This window comes from Planktothrix rubescens CCAP 1459/22, assembly GCA_904830895.1.
In the GTDB taxonomy this organism is placed as follows: domain Bacteria; phylum Cyanobacteriota; class Cyanobacteriia; order Cyanobacteriales; family Microcoleaceae; genus Planktothrix; species Planktothrix agardhii.
In genome coordinates this window covers 1168489-1184265 of record LR882958.1, presented here as the reverse complement: position 1 = coordinate 1184265, position 15777 = coordinate 1168489, and the positions used below count along the sequence as shown (strand labels likewise).

Sequence of the window (15777 nt, the reverse complement as noted above, 5' to 3'; positions counted from 1 at the left end):
TCACTCCCTTAGATTACAAATTTGTAATATTATAAAACCATTAATCAAACTATTATTAAGGAAGCTCTCATCAAATTCTCATTAAAATTATGAATGTTCTATTGATTGAAGATCAACCCAAAATCGCCAACTTTGTACAAATGGGTCTAAAAGAACAAGGATTTGTCGTCAACTATTACGACAACGGCGATGACGGGTATTTACAAGCGATGAACAACGAATATGATGTCATTGTTCTCGATATTATGATCCCCGGAAAAGATGGATTATCTATTCTCAAAAGTCTCCGCAAAGCCGGACGCAATATTCCTGTGATTTTACTCACCGCCCGCAATGAATTAGAAGACCGACTCGAAGGACTTAATTTAGGTGCAGATGACTATATTTCTAAACCTTTTTTTGTCGAAGAATTAATCGCTCGTATCCATGCTGTCGTCCGTCGCAATATCGGTGAACGCCAAAATATTATTGCTTATGGGCCGCTCAAATTAGATAGAATTACCAGAGAAGTTACCTGTAATCAACAAATTGTTGAACTCACAACCAGAGAATTTAACTTGTTAGAATATTTGATGCGATCGCCAGGACGAGTATTAACCCGCACCCAAATATTAGAACACATTTGGGGTTATGATTTTAACCCTAATACAAATGTTGTAGATGTCTGTATTCAACGGATTAGAAAAAAGATTGATGGTATTGGTGGAAATGATTGTATTGAAAGTGTACGCGGTGTCGGTTATCGCTTTCGTAAACCAGAGTCAGAATCATGAAAAAACCATCTTTTCGAGTTCGTATTGCCCTATTATCAGCAACCATTACCGGAGCTTCTTTAATCGCTTTTAGTTTTGTATTTTGGTGGTTGATTTATAATGCTTATTCAGGCCGTTTAGACGCAGAACTAAAAAATAAATTATTACAAACCAACCATCTCCAAGAGCAACCCTCATTAGAAGTTTATGAAACTCAATTAACCCGTGATTTTAAGGATACCCCGATCAAAATTTGGGTACTTGATAGAGACGGTTATACCCGATATCAGTCAATTAATGGGTCAGACCTCAACCTTCAGGTTTCTAATTTTCCCGATTTTCCCCATCCCCCTCGTCCTCCCCATCCTCCTGATTTTCCCAATGATTTTGGTTTTCCCGATGATTTGGGTTTTCCCCATCCTCCTCGTCCCCCCCGCAACCCTTTACCTCCCATTCCTCCTCAACTCAAAATCATCACCCGACGCTCTCCTACGGGGTTGTGGCGTGTTGGTTTAGTCAGCTTTCCCGATCAAAAAGTGGCGATCGCTGTTAATTTGAGTATTATTGATCAGGAAATGGCATCGGTTCGCAATGGTTTTTTAGTCTCGATTCCTATTTTATTATTACTGATTGCTGGAGGTTCCTGGGCATTATCCGGTAGTGCATTACATTCGATTCAAAAATTAACAAATATTATTCAACAAGTCACCGCTAGAGGACTAGATCAACGGATTCCTCTTAATACAACAGATATTGAATTTGTAGAGTTAATTCAAGTCTTTAATCAAATGTTAGAACGCTTAGAACGTAGTTTCAAACAAGCGTCCCGCTTCAGTGGAGATGCAGCCCATGAACTCAAAACTCCCTTAGCAATTCTTCAAGGAGAACTAGAACAAATGTTACAAAAAGCCGAAACAGAATCATCCACACAGCAAGCCTTAAGTCATCTATTAGATGAAGTTAGACGTTTAGGAGGAACCACCCGAAAACTATTATTATTATCCTTAGCAGATGCTGGACAAATGCGGATATATCAAACCCAGGTGAATTTATATCCTGTGTTATTAGACATGATGGAAGATATAGAATTATTAGCTCCCGATTTAATCATTAAAACTGAAATTGATCCCGAATTAATTGTCTTAGGAGATCAGGATTTATTAACCCAGGTTGTCCAAAATTTAATTAGTAATGCCATTAAATATAATCTCCCGGAAGGTTGGATCAAAATTCAAAGTTATCAACGAGGAAAAAAAGTTATAATTAATATTAGTAACGCCTCTAAAGATATTCCGCTTAAAGATCGAGATCGCCTCTTTGATCGCTTTTATCGGGGTGATCCGGCTCGAACTCGCCAAATAGAAGGAATCGGATTAGGATTAAGTTTAGCACGGGAAATCGCCCACGCCCATCAAGGAGATCTGACCTTAGATCCGCCTCAATTTGGTCAAACTTCCTTCACTTTTACCCTTCCCCGTTTCCTTGATTCTATCACTTAAGGCATGAAAAGCAACGATTAAACGATTGAAATCTAGCAATTAATTAAACTAACTCGACTCGATAATTCTCGACAACCCACAAGCGATATAGAAACCGGGTTTCTGCATAAATTTATTGTTTCCCACCGACAATCTTTCAGAGAAACCCGGTTTCTGTAAAGATTCATTCATAAAACTATCTTTGCCATTTTCTGTATAGTCTTTGATGCGATCAATACATTCCAAAATATGCTTGATATAGACGATATCTCGTTCTCGATTCATAATATTTTTGCCTCTTTTAAAACTTTTTCTCTAATTAAAGGACTCAAACCTTTGTCTGTGACAATATCAATTTTACATTTGAGTAAATCTTGTAAATCCATCAATAATCCTCCGGGAAACCAAGGAGAAATTTTAGATAAATCATAATCGATTAAAAAGTCGATATCACTATTTTCGGTTTCTTCTCCTCTAGCGACTGAGCCAAAAATCCGCACGTTAAAGGCTCCATGTTTGGCCGCAATTTCTACGATTGCCTCTCGGTTTTTCTGTAAATGTTGTTTGAGTTTCATTTTTGAGATCTGTTGAGTAGTCGATTTTATTGGTAGTTTAATTCAGCACAATTATAGCATATTTTTAGGTTGATATTGATTAAGGTTAACTGGAAATTGTACTTTTTCTCTTATAAATGGGTGGGGTTAAGGGTGCGATCGCTTCAATTCAAAAACCAACTCAAGGCAGTTATGTTAACATTAGTATGTTGATTATTAGCAATGCGATAGACATAGCGATCGCCTCCTGACTATACTATAATAATAAACAGGATTAAATGGCTGATAACCCGTTAAGAAATTGGGACTTGGTGAATTAATTGATTTCTTCTATTCTCCCACCATTCATCCGTAATTTCGATAGATGTTCCACTCTCTAATCCTGCTATTAATAATTGCTCTAATCGCTCTTGTTCCACTTGCTTTTGTGCTTGCATAATTAAACTACAAATATAGTCATTGGGACTGGGATAACCCTGTTGATTTGCTTGCTCCTGAATAAAGTGATTCATTGATTCGGGAATAGAAAGATTTAAGTTGGTCATAAGTTTTAATCGAGGATAATATTCTCTATTATATCATAGGTTAGATGAAAGGCGCGATCGCTTCAATTCATAAACAAAATCAAGGCAGTTATATTAACATCAGTATGTTGATAATAGGGACTTTTACCAGTATCAAGACTATACTTAATTGATTACTCAAATAATAGACTGATTAATTCTTCTCGCTCTAACTTTAAGTGATTAGCCACATTTTTTAAAATTGCATTCAATGTACCCACTTTTAAAGGATTATGAGCCGGAATGGTAATGTGATGTTCCCCCTGTTCTTGTGTAGTTAATCGAATATGGCTCCCGGTTTGATGGCTAACTTCATAACCCAACCTTCTGAGGGCTTTTACTAAATCTTGACCTGATACATCTCTGGGTAATTTCATAAAGCAATTACCTCTTGCTGAACAATATGCAGTCGGATGATCTTAGGACGTAATGTTTCATCAATAAAATGACAGTGAACGGCATCTTTTATTTCTTTTTTTAAGCTTTCTAAATCATCAGCTTGGGTAATAATTGATTCCCCTAATGCTTGGGCAATATACCCCCCTTCAACATCAGGTTCTACGAGGAAAATGATTTCCGTCATGGCTTAAATAACCTTTAGGTGCAGGATAATCGCAGTTTCCTTTATTCTATCACTCAAGGCATGATCTAGTTTTTTAGTAATGCTCGAAATCCGGCTTGCTGGAAATGAGTATCAGCAGTTAGAGCATCAGTAATTCCTCGATTCCCCATGACGATAAATGACAGACAATCTACTAAACCCCATTCTTTATCTTTTCGCTGTTTAAACAAATTGAATCCAGCCATATACAAATCAGTGGTCAACAATACAATTTCTACATGGGGATCGGCTTCAAGGGATTCTAACAGTTGGATAGCACCCATTCTGTATTTAGATTTAGAAAGTGCATTACCAATTTCTAGTAAAATAGCTTGAGTGGTGACTAAACGGGCTTGACTAGCTTGCAGTTGATCAGCCAATTGAACAGCCATTGCATGATTTTGATCTGTAATTGAAGAAAGCGCGATCGCAAAAGAAGTATCTAAAAAAACTTCATTCATGATCAGAAACAGTTTCCCCATATAAATACTGATCAATTTTCTCAGACCAATCTGGATTCCCTTGTAACTGTAAAGATTGAGCAGTTTCAAGAAATGTTTTAGTGGGCTGTTTTTGGGGTAATATTGTTTCAACAATAATTTTAACCCTTGTACCGACATCTAGGTTTAAGGGAGATTCCAGTTGCAGAGATTTACCATCAAATATGGCATTGATTTCTTGAATCATAATGATTAAAATCCTCTCAAGCAAGTTTTTTGATGATTTAGATTAATCCCATCATAGCATTTTAATGCTTGGGCAATATACCCCCCTTCAACATCAGGTTCTACTAGGAAAATGATTTCCGTCATAGCTTAAATAACCTTTAGGTACAGGATGATCGCAGTTTCCTTAATTCTATCACTCAAGGCATGAAAAGCAACTATTAAACTATTGAAATTTAGCAATTAATCAAACTAACTCGACTCGATAATTCTCGACAACCCACAAGCGACCTAGAAACCGGGTTTCTGCATAAATCTCTAGTTTCCGAGCGACAATCTTTCAGAGAAACCCGGTTTATGTCGGAAAGAGTAAAAATAATAATTTTTGCTTGTAACGGATCGACAATCCAATATTCAGGAATATTTAAAACACAATATTCGGCACGTTTGGCACGGTAGTCAACGCTTTTATTTGCTCATTTGCCAGCCCACTCCTTACCTAAAACCCGCAACAAAGCCTTCAGCCCCAATATAAAGGGTGGTTCCACACGGATATTATCTGATTCGCCCTTAATAGTTAACGTCACCCTAGTTAACTCTCTTTTAGTTTCGCGCCAGAGTCTTTCGCTATAGTCAGCTTCTAAGCCTACACCAGCCTTGAAACCTCTCATCGGTTTCAATCCTTCAATTTCTAATTCTTTCAATGCTAAATTGAATTCATCCAGAAACTTTGAAAGCTGCTCAAACTCAGGAATTTGGAATTGCTCAATATTGCCTTCCAACTCTAAGCGATCTCTCCAACTAATCAGATTGCCATTCACTTCACAATCTTCTCCTGCAATCAGTGGATCTTTTGTCCTTTTCGTTAGTCCTTGAAGCTTGGTACTACTTAAAACCAATCCGCAACATACCTCGTCTTTCGGTCTCTGACTCAATCGTGTGATTTCTCCTATATCATCGAAACCGGAACCTGCACTCAGCATCCGACTGAGTAAGTGATTGACCTCAGAATCACGATCAAACTGCCCCCCTATAGCCAACCAGTTTAACAGTCGAGAACCATTCCCACCGATATAAACAGGGGTAATTTCACGGCGACGATATTTTCCCTCATCGTGGAGCACTCCCAGAATTGTTCCTACGTAATAGTACAACCCAGAAAAACCAATCGCAATGAGTCGGAGCAGTCCTTGAAATTCTGAATTATCTTCTACAAATATTCTTTGATTTTTCAGCCAATAGTCTGAATTCATTCGCAAAAAATGATCCAGTGCGGTTATAAAAAATCTTCCTTTTAAATGTTTGAATCCCCAATTATTTAATTGTAAGTTTTGGTCTAAAAACTCCGGTTTTAGTTCTAAAAATTGAGAAAACAAGTCTCTTCCTGCTAACTGAATAGAGCATTGATGAACCAGTTTGTTGTTTTCCCAAATAGAGATATCTGAAGTTCCTCCTCCCATATCAATACAAGTTGCATTGACTAAGCTAAGATCCTCAAGATCGGCAAAATATTGAGCAAAGGCTAAACTCTCAGTTCGGAAGTAATCCAAATTATTTAGTACAGGACTATTATGAATAATTCCTGTTTTTTCTTGTAATTCCTGAGTTAAGTTTTGCCAGGTTTGAACATACTTAGCTCTGTCACTATTAGAAAAAGCAGATGGGTAGGAGATAGACCATTGAATTTGCTTAACACCGTTTTTCGCAGCTAAAGCGGAGATGTGTAGAGCTAGATGTTTTAGAAACAACCGATTTAAAGTGAGATTTTCCCACTTAAGGTCTGTCTCTATCCAACTATTTTCAGAATTAAAGCTGTTCCAGCCTGGAATATAAATCCGACCGTCATAAATCGGACGTTCTTGCCCTGCTTTGGTATTAGGTTTTCCCCTAGTTGTTAGTACGCTGGCCAGGGGTAGGGGCTTTTCAAGCGGGATGAATCTTTCTGGAATAAAATGTTCAAACATTACCGGATTGCGAGTGTCTATGTTTGCCTCCGCTATCTTTAAGTGCAGATTCTCCAGTAGCAGTGGTTCGACTATTCCTTTGTTGTTAACGTAGACATTAGTGAAAGAAGTTCCAAAATCAACTCCTACAGTCCAAGAAGCAGCATTAAGCTTGATATTCTCTGGTGTTTTTAGCAGAATCAGACCAATAGTATTTCTAGCTTGATCCTGGCAGTTAATGAAACTGGGAAACTTTTCTAGGCGGGTAATTTGATAGGAACCACGAACTTCTCGAAAAATATGGGGTTCTTTTGCCTCCGGTAAACTAACTTGGAAAGTTTCTTCTCCATACTCTCCATCGTAGTAAAACGCATAATACTCCTTCCAACCCTCAGCCCGAAAACGCGGCCACACTTCTAAAACAGGTACTTCAGTTAAAGCATTTTCTTCTTTAATTGGGTAGTCTTTGTAGATGTGATAGTTCTGCGGCTGTTTGTCATTATTCTTCAAACCGGAGAGAGGCAAGTCTATAATTACTCTTACCAATGGGCCTTCACTTCCGTTGATAGGTGTGAACTTAATTTTCTTAATTAAGTCTTCTGGAGTTAAATAGTCTAGTAGAATGGGATTGAGAGGAATTAAAGGTGTGATCCTCTGACCGTTGAAGTTGATTTGAGTACCATCGGGAAGAAAAGCTCCCGGTAAAGCATCTTCGAGATCTACAAAGATGAATTCTGGCAAAAATAAATCTTTCGACTCAATCCAGCGAACATTTTTTAGAGAAGCCAAGGTTTGGTCTTCATAAATCACAATATTTTGGGGTGATTCACTCCAAGCTCTGGCTATTTCTGGGTCGATAATCAACAAGTCACGAACTGTTTCTTTGTTAGGACTAGGAATTAAACGCACACTAGAAGATTTTGCCTGTGCTTTACTATAATCTAGTTTTGTTAGGGCGTTATAGAGGATCTTAATATCAGATCCAGCAGTGGAGTTGTTGCTTGGAACGTCAGATTTTTGGTTGGTTGGCTGCGTTTGCGATCGCTCGTAGTTAGATTCGAGAATCAGCGACCTTAATTTATATTTTTCGGTGCAAGTCAGATGAATTTCGCTATTGCTGGAGGAATAAACGAGAATCTTTTGAGCAATTTTAGGTGGATTTGTCTTAATAAAACGTTCTAGTTTAGTATGGGTAATTAATCCCTCATAACTATCTTTACTGGGATCTAAACCTTCCAAAATAATTTTGGTTAAAATTCCGTGTTTGTCATCAGCAAATGCGGATTCGTAGCTGGTAGTAGCTGTAATAAAAAATAGCTGTTTATCAGAATTATGCAGTTGTGTTTTTGCTAACTCTATCCATTCACCACTATAGCAACAATCTAACCAAACAATTTGCTGTTTAACTGGACTGTCTTTTAAAAGACCACATAACCATTCTAAAGATATACCCCATTCTTGGTTAGGATAACCAGCTTCGCTGGTTGCTAAAACCAGTTTACCATTATCATTAAAAAGTCCGTGACCTGCAAAGAAAAGTAAGGCGGTATGAGGGATATCTGTTTGGGGTTTAAAGAGTTTTTCGATCGCGGTTTTTAAATCTTCGGTTGTAAAATTGTTTAAGTCATGTGTAGGAGCAACGCAAGGGTACAAATCTCCTCGATCTTGTAAGAAACCTTCGGGAAAGCGGTATATAGGATGAAAATGGCCATAGGTTCCTAGTAATTGCGCGATCGCCTCTGCATCGTCAGCCGAGACTTTTAAATGGCCATCATTTAATTCGGGGTAGCGATTGATACCGATGACAAGAGCCTTTCGGTTAGTGGGGTTCATTGGCAGGCGGGTTTAGTAACAGGGAGCGACGTTCACTCTGAGTATATCAGCATTACTCTCCGTCCACTATAATTAAGAGCAATTCTAACTTACTTTACTCCCAGCATGAGCCAACCACCTGCTCTCCCTACTCTCCTGGCCCTGCTTCTGGCAATTAGAGATTCAGATGTCACCCTCAACTCTAACGAGCAAGAGGAACTTTTTACCATAGGAGAACAGCTTCAACTCAATCCTGAAATGAGGGACAAAACCCAAGCTAAATTAATGTCTGTGATTAACTCAAACCCCAAATTAAATGAAAGTTTTACCAAGTATCAAACAGCATTAATTAGTTTTCTAGCAACAGAAAATGGCGAAAATTTAGATTACTTGCCAACTTCAGAAGAAGTATTAGAAAGACTCCCGCCTAGTAATCAAACTCCTACTACGTTAGGCCCTAAACCTAAAAAATCACAGCAATCTCCAAGTCACACGATTATTAATTATCTTGTTGTCCCGATTCTCAAAAGTGATAATCCGCCGGAAGTTAGCAAAAGTCTGTTTCAGCGTCTATTAGAAATGTTGTCACAATTTTCTGCTGATTCAGATACTCAACCACCAACATTACCTCCTCTACTATGACAGATCATCTGATTTATCCCACAATTGACCTCTATCTCTACGATTTGCGTCAGGGACTAGGGCAGGATTTGGCTACTCTGAAAGAGAATGAGCTAGTATTTTTAAATAAATTGCCTCCCGCCTTACAAAACAAGATTAAAGCATCTCCCCCGCCTGAAAAAATGGAGTGGGAAACAGAATTTGTACAGTTATTAACAGAAGAAGGCGAATTTACAGAAACGCTCAACCTTCCGCCTGAATATGAAGCTAAATATGAAGGATATTACTATCCCGTGCAACTGAGTGATACTTATGCGCTGATGGTTGACTGTTCGGTGAGCAATCGCACCTCTCCTACTGATATTCAAGAAATAACAACGCTTAAAAAAATTATAGTTGATCAGGTTCTCAACAATCAAGGGGGTAGCTTAGGGCAAACTTGGTTAATTAGTGGTACACTCCCTTCAGATTTAGATATTAAAATGGGATCAGATGATGTTAAAAATCTTGCTCAAAAATGTTACAATTTGCTAGTAGGAAAAGAACTAGATTGTCAAGAAAAACCCGCAGGTGAGGGAAAGTTATTAGGGGGAAGATTCTTTGAATGGAATCCCCATAATTTAAACGATACTCCTAAAAAAGCACCCTACAATTTAAAGCAAAATAATCCTCATGTAATTATTATATTATATCCTAATTTAACGGCAATGGAAAACGCAGCAGAATTAATTGATCACTGGATGCAATTGTTTTGTCATCGCCATAAAATTCTTTGGGCTTATGTAAAAAGTCGGGTGGTTAAACGAGATTTAGAAGCTAAATTTGTAGAGGTTCAAAGTTACGTCAAAGACTTTAAAACTCAAGGATACGAAGGGTATAATTTGAGCCAACTTAGTCAAAAAGTCAGTGATGCTGACAATCTATTTTCTGATTATGCCATCAATCTCAGTTATTTAGAATTTCAGAGAAGTACGATTGAAGTTAATCTGGATAACTACCGCCAACAACTTAAAGAATTAGTTGCTAAGGTATGTGAAAAAAACCCAGAATATGAAGTAAAATGCTTAGAGCAGTTTCATTCCGACGCTCGAAATAAATACTTAAAACAAGTTCGCAAAGACTCCGAAAATCTGAGTGCTGGGTTAAAAATGCTAGAAGTTGCAGTCAACTTAATTCGAGTTAACTTGCAAGTCAGAGAAGCAAAGAGCGATCGCACATTTCAAAATACACTCGGTATTGTCGGTGCGGGTTTAGCTGCGGCTTCTGTAACGGCTTCGATTTCTGGACAATTCCCCAATGTTGTTGCACCTGTTACTATTATCAAATCAGAGGAAGCAAAAACCCTTGTAGAGCAGAATTTAGGGCAAGTTTTGAGGAGTTTGACAATTCCAGAATCTGCGTTAATGCCCTTTATTTCACTGTTTTTGAGCCTGATCATAGGCTTGATCGGGGCGGGGTTAACGGGGTTAGTTATCCGGTTGCTGGGATTAAGGAATCATGGTAAGAAACGATAAGATATCTTCAGCCTAGTCTTCTTGAGGGCTAAAGCCCAACAACAAGTTCAGAGAGGGCTAAAGCCCAACAACGTTTTAAGCGGGACTAGGGAGTCATTGTCGAGGGGATTATTCATAGTTATTAATTCGGTTCGGTAAATGGAGGATAACTTAGGCGATCGCCTTCTCTAAAAACAATGTTATCAATCAGTTAAGCTATTCCCTATTTGATCAACTTTAACCACATCAATAGCTTCTATACTTTCAACCATTGGTAAAGATGAAAAAGCCGGAGTCATAATTATTAATCCCCTGGGAACACATTCCACTTCTATCGGTGTTGTCCCAATAATTTCCCCATCTACAACTACTTTTTGGGGTGGATTTGTAGAAATTCTAATCCGTTGAGTTCTAAATGCAATCAAATTATCCCGTTGAATTTCTACTTTCAGTAAACCCGCCCCCAATAAACCCATCATTCCCGCCACCGCCTGCATTTTATTCGCCGGAGACGTATAGATTAAAACCTCTAATAATCCATCATCAGGAACAATTTGTCCCAAACCTTGGGCTAAAACCGAAGTAGGAGGGGCGACATTAGCAATAGTAATGGCGGCGGCTTCAACTTGATTAATTTCGCCATTAATTTCAATTGTCGTTTCAAAGTCTTTTTGTTCTTTTAATTGTTGCCATCCCGCCATAATATAAGCTAAGGGCCCCCAGCGTTTTTTCGCATCTCGATCCGCCTTATTAACTGTTTCTGCTTCAAATCCAATTCCCGCTAATAAAATCATTGGTAAACTATTACAATAAGCCATATCAACGGTGCGGGTTAATCCGGCAATAATTACTTCACAAGCTCCTTGAATATTAGTTGGAATTCCCAAGGCTACTGAAAACGCATTAGCAGTTCCCCTAGGAATAATTCCCAAGGGAATATTAGTATTGATCACGGCTCCAGCTACGGCGGAAACCGTACCATCTCCCCCCGATGCGATGACTAAATCCACATTTTCTGCGATCGCATCTTGTGCTAATTGAGTCGGATCATTTTCTCTGGTTGTTAAACAAACTTTTAAGTGAAAATAGGGTTCTAATAATTGCCGAATTAATAATAAATCTTGATTGGCATTTCCTACTCCAGCAACGGGATTAAAAATCAAATGAGCCGAACGAGTTCGTCGCAATTGCACAACAATGGCTTCGGCGGTTCCAATATTAGTAGCGATTGGAATATTATAGATATTGCAAACTCTTAATAAATTTAAAAGCGGGAATTCATAAAGGTGGGTTTGGGTGGATTCTACTAAATAAATAACAGCTACAATTTCTTCTCTTGCAGTGATTTTAGAGGCGATCACCATATCTCCCCCTTGTCGCAAAGGCAAAACCGTCTCAACCTTTAACCAGGTCTGTTGAGTTAAAGCCGTTGCGATACTGTCTAAACCCGCTAGATGATAATGGGACAGAACATTCGCGTGTTGAGTCACAAAGTCAACCAGAGTTTCTTGCTGAGTCTCATCAGCTAAGAGGAAAATTGTCCCTGACATAATTCACCCATTATTATTGCAATTATTATTATAGCTAATTTAACTATTTTCAGGATGATCTAATCCCAAATGTTTCCAAGCCGCAGGCGTCGCCACACGACCCCGATTTGTCCGTTGAATAAACCCAATTTGCATTAAATAGGGTTCATAAACTTCTTCAATAGTTTGGGTATCTTCCCCCGTAATTGCCGCCATGGTTTCTAATCCCACTGGCCCCCCTTTAAATTTTTCAATGATAGCTGTTAACATATTTCGATCCGTCCAATCTAATCCCAGGGGATCAACATTAAATAATTCCAAAGCAATATTCGCCACTTCTGCATTAATTTCCCCCGTACTTTTAACTTGTACATAATCCCGAACTCGACGTAATAAACGATTAGCAATTCGAGGTGTTCCCCTAGCCCGTTGGGAAATTTCGATCGCGCCTTCTGGGGTTATAGGAGTATTTAATAACTTCGCACTCCGTTGAATAATTAAACTTAATTCGTCTACTTCATAAAAGCGTAACCTTTGAATAATTCCAAAGCGATCGCGCAGGGGAGCCGTTAAAGAACCTACCCGGGTTGTAGCGCCCACAATCGTAAAAGGTTTCAGGGGAATACTCCGAGTTTTTGCCGATCTTCCCTGACCAATAGTAATATCTAATCGACAATCCTCCATCGCCGGATATAAAATTTCCTCCGCCACTTTAGATAAGCGATGAATTTCATCAATAAATAATACTTCCCCCGGTTTCAAACTGACTAATAATCCCGCAATATCCCGTGGTTTTTCTAAGGCGGGAGCCGTGGTAATTTTACAAGTCACCCCCATTTCCGAAGCTAAAATTAGGGACATGGTTGTTTTTCCCAATCCTGGGGGGCCATATAATAATAAATGATCTAAAGGTTCCTGACGGGATTTTGCGGCGGCGATCGCAATTGATAAAACCTCTTTTAAATCTTTTTGTCCCACATAATCTTCTAAACGATGGGGTCGGATTTTCTCATCCTGTTGACGATTAATTTCTTCTTCGGGTGTCGCTTCCGCTTCTAACAAATAATCCAATTCATCCGTCGGCTGACTATTCTTAGATTTTCTGGATTTTTTAGCCATGGGAGCCGCCAACCCAGAAAACTCATCAGACGGTTCGGGTTCAGGGGACTGCTTTTTTGAAGAAATAATCGCCATAATAGACCTATGCCATACCGGGGCTACAGGTTCCAACTTTAGCAGGTTTTGGGTGAAACTAATCCTATTATTAGTCTCCAAACCAATATAAAATAAGAACTGAATAAGGGAATAGGCAATTAGGGAATGGGTAATAGCAAGAGTTTACCTCCCGGTAATCCCTCTCAGAGAGTCCTAAAGGACTCACTACGTTGAGATGCCCCCTGCTCCCGGTGCTCCACTGTCTGTCCCAATTCAATGATTAATTATTCAGATGTTGAGATATTCAAAAAACAACTGCATCAGTTGAGTGATGAACAACTCAAACAAGACTATTTGCGGGGGAAATTGACTTTTGATTTTCTGGCAAAGGTTTTGGCAGAGGTTGAGTCCGAAGAATTAATTCTGCGATTGGTAAATTTGGGTTTAAAATTGAATATTATTCAAGGAATACTATTAACAAAAAATGTTAAACCTGAATTTCAAATTAAAGTTTTTTCTCTGGTACTCCAGTTAAATATTCCCCTAGCTTTAAAAATTCGTCTGTTAGGACAAACCCGTTCGCCCCTATTACTATCTTGGTTCCTTAAAGGATTACATCATAACAATCAATTGGTGAATGCTTGGTCAGCTTGGGCGATCGCTCAAATCGGTCAAGTTGCTGAATCTTCTTTATTAAAAGCCTTAAAAGATCCCCAGCAAAAAGTCCGTCTTTGGGCAATTTGGGGGTTAGGAGAAATTGGCAGCGATCGGGCAATTCGAGTATTAATTCTGGCTTTGCACCATGAAGATAGTCAAGTTCGTTGGCGAGCCGCCACCGCTTTAGGAAAAATTAAAAATCGTTTAGCCACAACAAAATTAAGAGAAATTTTAGTTTCCGATCCCGATCATTATGTTCGAGGTCGGGCGGCAACTGCATTGGGACATTTAGGGGGAGCAGCAGCAATTATTGGGTTAAAAAATTCCCTTGATGATCGAGAATTTTATGTTTATACTAATGCTGTTTATGGCTTAGAAACCATTGGCGATTCCTTTGCAGTTAAGGTGTTGTTAGAGGCTCTTAATCATGATAATTCAGATGTAAGAATCCGGGTTGTTGAGGTCTTAGGTCGAATTGGTGGAGATTTTATGGTTAATAAACTCCTGAATAAAATTCATGATCCTGATCCGTTTGTACGGGCAAAAGTGGTTGAAACTATTCAATCTATGAATACTCCCTTAGCCATTGGGGGGCTAAAAATCGCCTTAAATGATACGGATATTTATGTTCGTTCTTGGGCAGAAACAGCCTTAAAAAAATTAGATTCTCCTTCGTCAAAAACCCTATTTAAAATATTATTTGATTCTGGTATTAATTCTCCCCATGCTAATTTACCCAAACTCTGGATTGCTTCTAGGACAGAAGTAGGTGAATATATTTTAAAACAATTTCGAGGGGCAAATATTCGTCATTTAATTTCTATTGGTAGTCCGGGGAGTGAACTTCCTGAAGGATTTGATCAAGTTCCGAATCGGTTACGATTAGAATTTGATGATATTGATACCCCCTACTATGATCCTGAATATGTTTTACCCAATCTTCAACATATTTTAAAAGCCCTTCATTTTATGAAATCTGTTCGTGCCCATCAAGGAGATTTATTAATTCATTGTCAAACAGGAATTAGCCGATCAACTGCGATCGCATTTACCCTATATGCATATCGTTTAGGAATCGGAAAAGAAACGGAAGCTCTCAATTATATTGCGGCGGTGCAGCCCCAAGCTATACCGAATCAATGGATTGTAGAACTAGCCGATATTGCCCTAAAACGAGGAGGCAGATTAATTCAAACCCTACGCAATTATCGGCGTTCTTTTCCCAATTCTTAAGGGAATAGGGAACAAACCCCCCCAAACCCCCCGTGCACGGGGGGCTAGGGGGGGAGGGAATAGGCAATGGGCAATAGGTAAATACTTACTGTGAACAGCATAGATGCGGCAACTGCTATATCAGTCGTAATTCCCTATTCCCCGCCATATACAAAAAATCTGTGAAGACGGACGCTAGGGACATCTTCACAGACACCTGAAACCCAGGCTCAAAATTACGACATGGCTTGAATGATAAAGTCAAAGTAGGGGGATGCTGCCTTAGCATCTTCGTCATCGAGTAACGCCAGAGACGCTTCTTTGAGACAACGAACCGCTTCCACCATCCCAGGCATCGGAACACCCAAAGAGTTGTACATATCTTTGACGCCGATTAAACCAATGTCTTCAATGGGATCTTTGTCACCCGAAAGAATTCCATAGGTAATCAGTCGCAGATACCAACCATAGTCCCGAATACATAGGGCCCGTTCCCGTGATCCTGAAGCATTACCACCCGGGGCAATAAAATCAGGGCGTTTTTTCCACAGTTGGTTACTAGCACGGTCTACAATCTTCTTTTCATTATCCGCAAGGGTCGAAGCAATTCGCACGCGCTGTTCACCCGTTTTTAAAAAGTCATTGATGTTTTTGAGTTCACCAACGCTAGGATAACGGAGTTCATCATCAGCTTTGAGAATAACTTGGCTAATTACTGTCATCTAAAACCTCAAGGGCTATT

Annotated in this window: 16 protein-coding genes and 1 pseudogene; 5 read left to right on the top strand and 12 right to left on the bottom strand. The window is 39.0% G+C overall.

Features of this window, described 5'->3' with window-relative positions:
* The first annotated feature begins 89 nt into the window (after nt 1–89).
* Nucleotides 90–773, top strand: coding sequence for a response regulator transcription factor (locus NMG86_RS05520; RefSeq protein ID WP_026797185.1), 684 nt, complete (start codon nt 90–92; stop codon nt 771–773).
* A complete protein-coding gene (locus NMG86_RS05515; RefSeq protein ID WP_026797184.1) occupies nt 770–2251 on the top strand; it encodes an ATP-binding protein in 1482 nt (493 codons plus the stop codon). The genes NMG86_RS05520 and NMG86_RS05515 overlap by 4 nt, the downstream gene beginning before the upstream one ends.
* Nucleotides 2252–2299: 48 nt before the next feature.
* Here NMG86_RS05515 and NMG86_RS05510 read toward each other — a convergent pair whose 3' ends face one another.
* The 9 genes and pseudogenes from NMG86_RS05510 to NMG86_RS05470 all read right to left on the bottom strand — a co-directional run bounded on the left by NMG86_RS05510 (nt 2300) and on the right by NMG86_RS05470 (nt 8389).
* The gene (locus NMG86_RS05510) at nt 2300–2515 is read right to left on the bottom strand and encodes a hypothetical protein (protein WP_040957551.1); all 216 of its coding nucleotides are present in this window, start codon (nt 2513–2515) and stop codon (nt 2300–2302) included.
* On the bottom strand, nt 2512–2805 hold the full coding sequence (locus tag NMG86_RS05505) for a nucleotidyltransferase family protein (protein WP_026789007.1): 294 nt from the start codon (nt 2803–2805) through the stop codon (nt 2512–2514). Before NMG86_RS05505 ends, NMG86_RS05510 begins: the two co-directional genes overlap by 4 nt.
* Nucleotides 2806–3077: 272 nt before the next feature.
* On the bottom strand, nt 3078–3329 hold the full coding sequence (locus NMG86_RS05500) for a ribbon-helix-helix domain-containing protein (RefSeq protein WP_026794425.1): 252 nt from the start codon (nt 3327–3329) through the stop codon (nt 3078–3080).
* A gap of 152 nt (nt 3330–3481) precedes the next feature.
* Nucleotides 3482–3724, bottom strand: coding sequence for a type II toxin-antitoxin system HicA family toxin (locus NMG86_RS05495; protein ID WP_026794426.1), 243 nt, complete (start codon nt 3722–3724; stop codon nt 3482–3484).
* The gene (locus NMG86_RS05490; protein WP_026789004.1) at nt 3721–3930 is read right to left on the bottom strand and encodes a hypothetical protein; all 210 of its coding nucleotides are present in this window, start codon (nt 3928–3930) and stop codon (nt 3721–3723) included. Before NMG86_RS05490 ends, NMG86_RS05495 begins: the two co-directional genes overlap by 4 nt.
* Nucleotides 3931–3995: 65 nt before the next feature.
* Nucleotides 3996–4409, bottom strand: a complete 414-nt coding sequence (locus NMG86_RS05485; protein ID WP_026797183.1) for a type II toxin-antitoxin system VapC family toxin — start codon at nt 4407–4409, stop codon at nt 3996–3998.
* Nucleotides 4402–4635, bottom strand: a complete 234-nt coding sequence (locus NMG86_RS05480; protein WP_026789002.1) for a hypothetical protein — start codon at nt 4633–4635, stop codon at nt 4402–4404. The genes NMG86_RS05485 and NMG86_RS05480 overlap by 8 nt, the downstream gene beginning before the upstream one ends.
* Nucleotides 4636–4849: 214 nt before the next feature.
* Nucleotides 4850–5071, bottom strand: a pseudogene (locus NMG86_RS05475) (Uma2 family endonuclease); the annotation flags it as partial.
* 18 nt (nt 5072–5089) lie between these two features.
* Nucleotides 5090–8389: a caspase family protein gene (locus tag NMG86_RS05470; protein WP_052338641.1), complete on the bottom strand. Its 3300-nt coding sequence runs from the start codon at nt 8387–8389 to the stop codon at nt 5090–5092.
* A 105-nt stretch (nt 8390–8494) separates the two neighbouring features.
* Here NMG86_RS05470 and NMG86_RS05465 point away from each other — a divergent pair, with 105 nt between their 5' ends.
* Both NMG86_RS05465 and NMG86_RS05460 read left to right on the top strand, forming a co-directional pair.
* A complete protein-coding gene (locus NMG86_RS05465; RefSeq protein ID WP_026789001.1) occupies nt 8495–9010 on the top strand; it encodes a hypothetical protein in 516 nt (171 codons plus the stop codon).
* Entirely contained in the window at nt 9007–10503 is a 1497-nt protein-coding gene (locus tag NMG86_RS05460) for a hypothetical protein (RefSeq protein ID WP_026789000.1), read from the top strand. Before NMG86_RS05465 ends, NMG86_RS05460 begins: the two co-directional genes overlap by 4 nt.
* A gap of 182 nt (nt 10504–10685) precedes the next feature.
* Here NMG86_RS05460 and NMG86_RS05455 read toward each other — a convergent pair whose 3' ends face one another.
* Nucleotides 10686–12032, bottom strand: coding sequence for a YegS/Rv2252/BmrU family lipid kinase (locus NMG86_RS05455; RefSeq protein WP_043937986.1), 1347 nt, complete (start codon nt 12030–12032; stop codon nt 10686–10688).
* 39 nt (nt 12033–12071) lie between these two features.
* Nucleotides 12072–13205 (bottom strand): Holliday junction branch migration DNA helicase RuvB, encoded by a 1134-nt coding sequence (ruvB, locus tag NMG86_RS05450; protein ID WP_026788999.1) that lies wholly within the window; start codon nt 13203–13205, stop codon nt 12072–12074.
* Nucleotides 13206–13442: 237 nt separating this feature from the next.
* Between ruvB and NMG86_RS05445 the strand changes: the two genes are divergently transcribed.
* A complete protein-coding gene (locus NMG86_RS05445) occupies nt 13443–15056 on the top strand; it encodes a HEAT repeat domain-containing protein (RefSeq protein ID WP_026788998.1) in 1614 nt (537 codons plus the stop codon).
* A gap of 215 nt (nt 15057–15271) precedes the next feature.
* On the opposite strand, the gene NMG86_RS05440 is transcribed toward NMG86_RS05445, so the two are convergent.
* Nucleotides 15272–15757 (bottom strand): allophycocyanin subunit alpha-B, encoded by a 486-nt coding sequence (locus NMG86_RS05440; RefSeq protein WP_026797182.1) that lies wholly within the window; start codon nt 15755–15757, stop codon nt 15272–15274.
* Between the last annotated feature and the right edge of the window lie 20 nt (nt 15758–15777).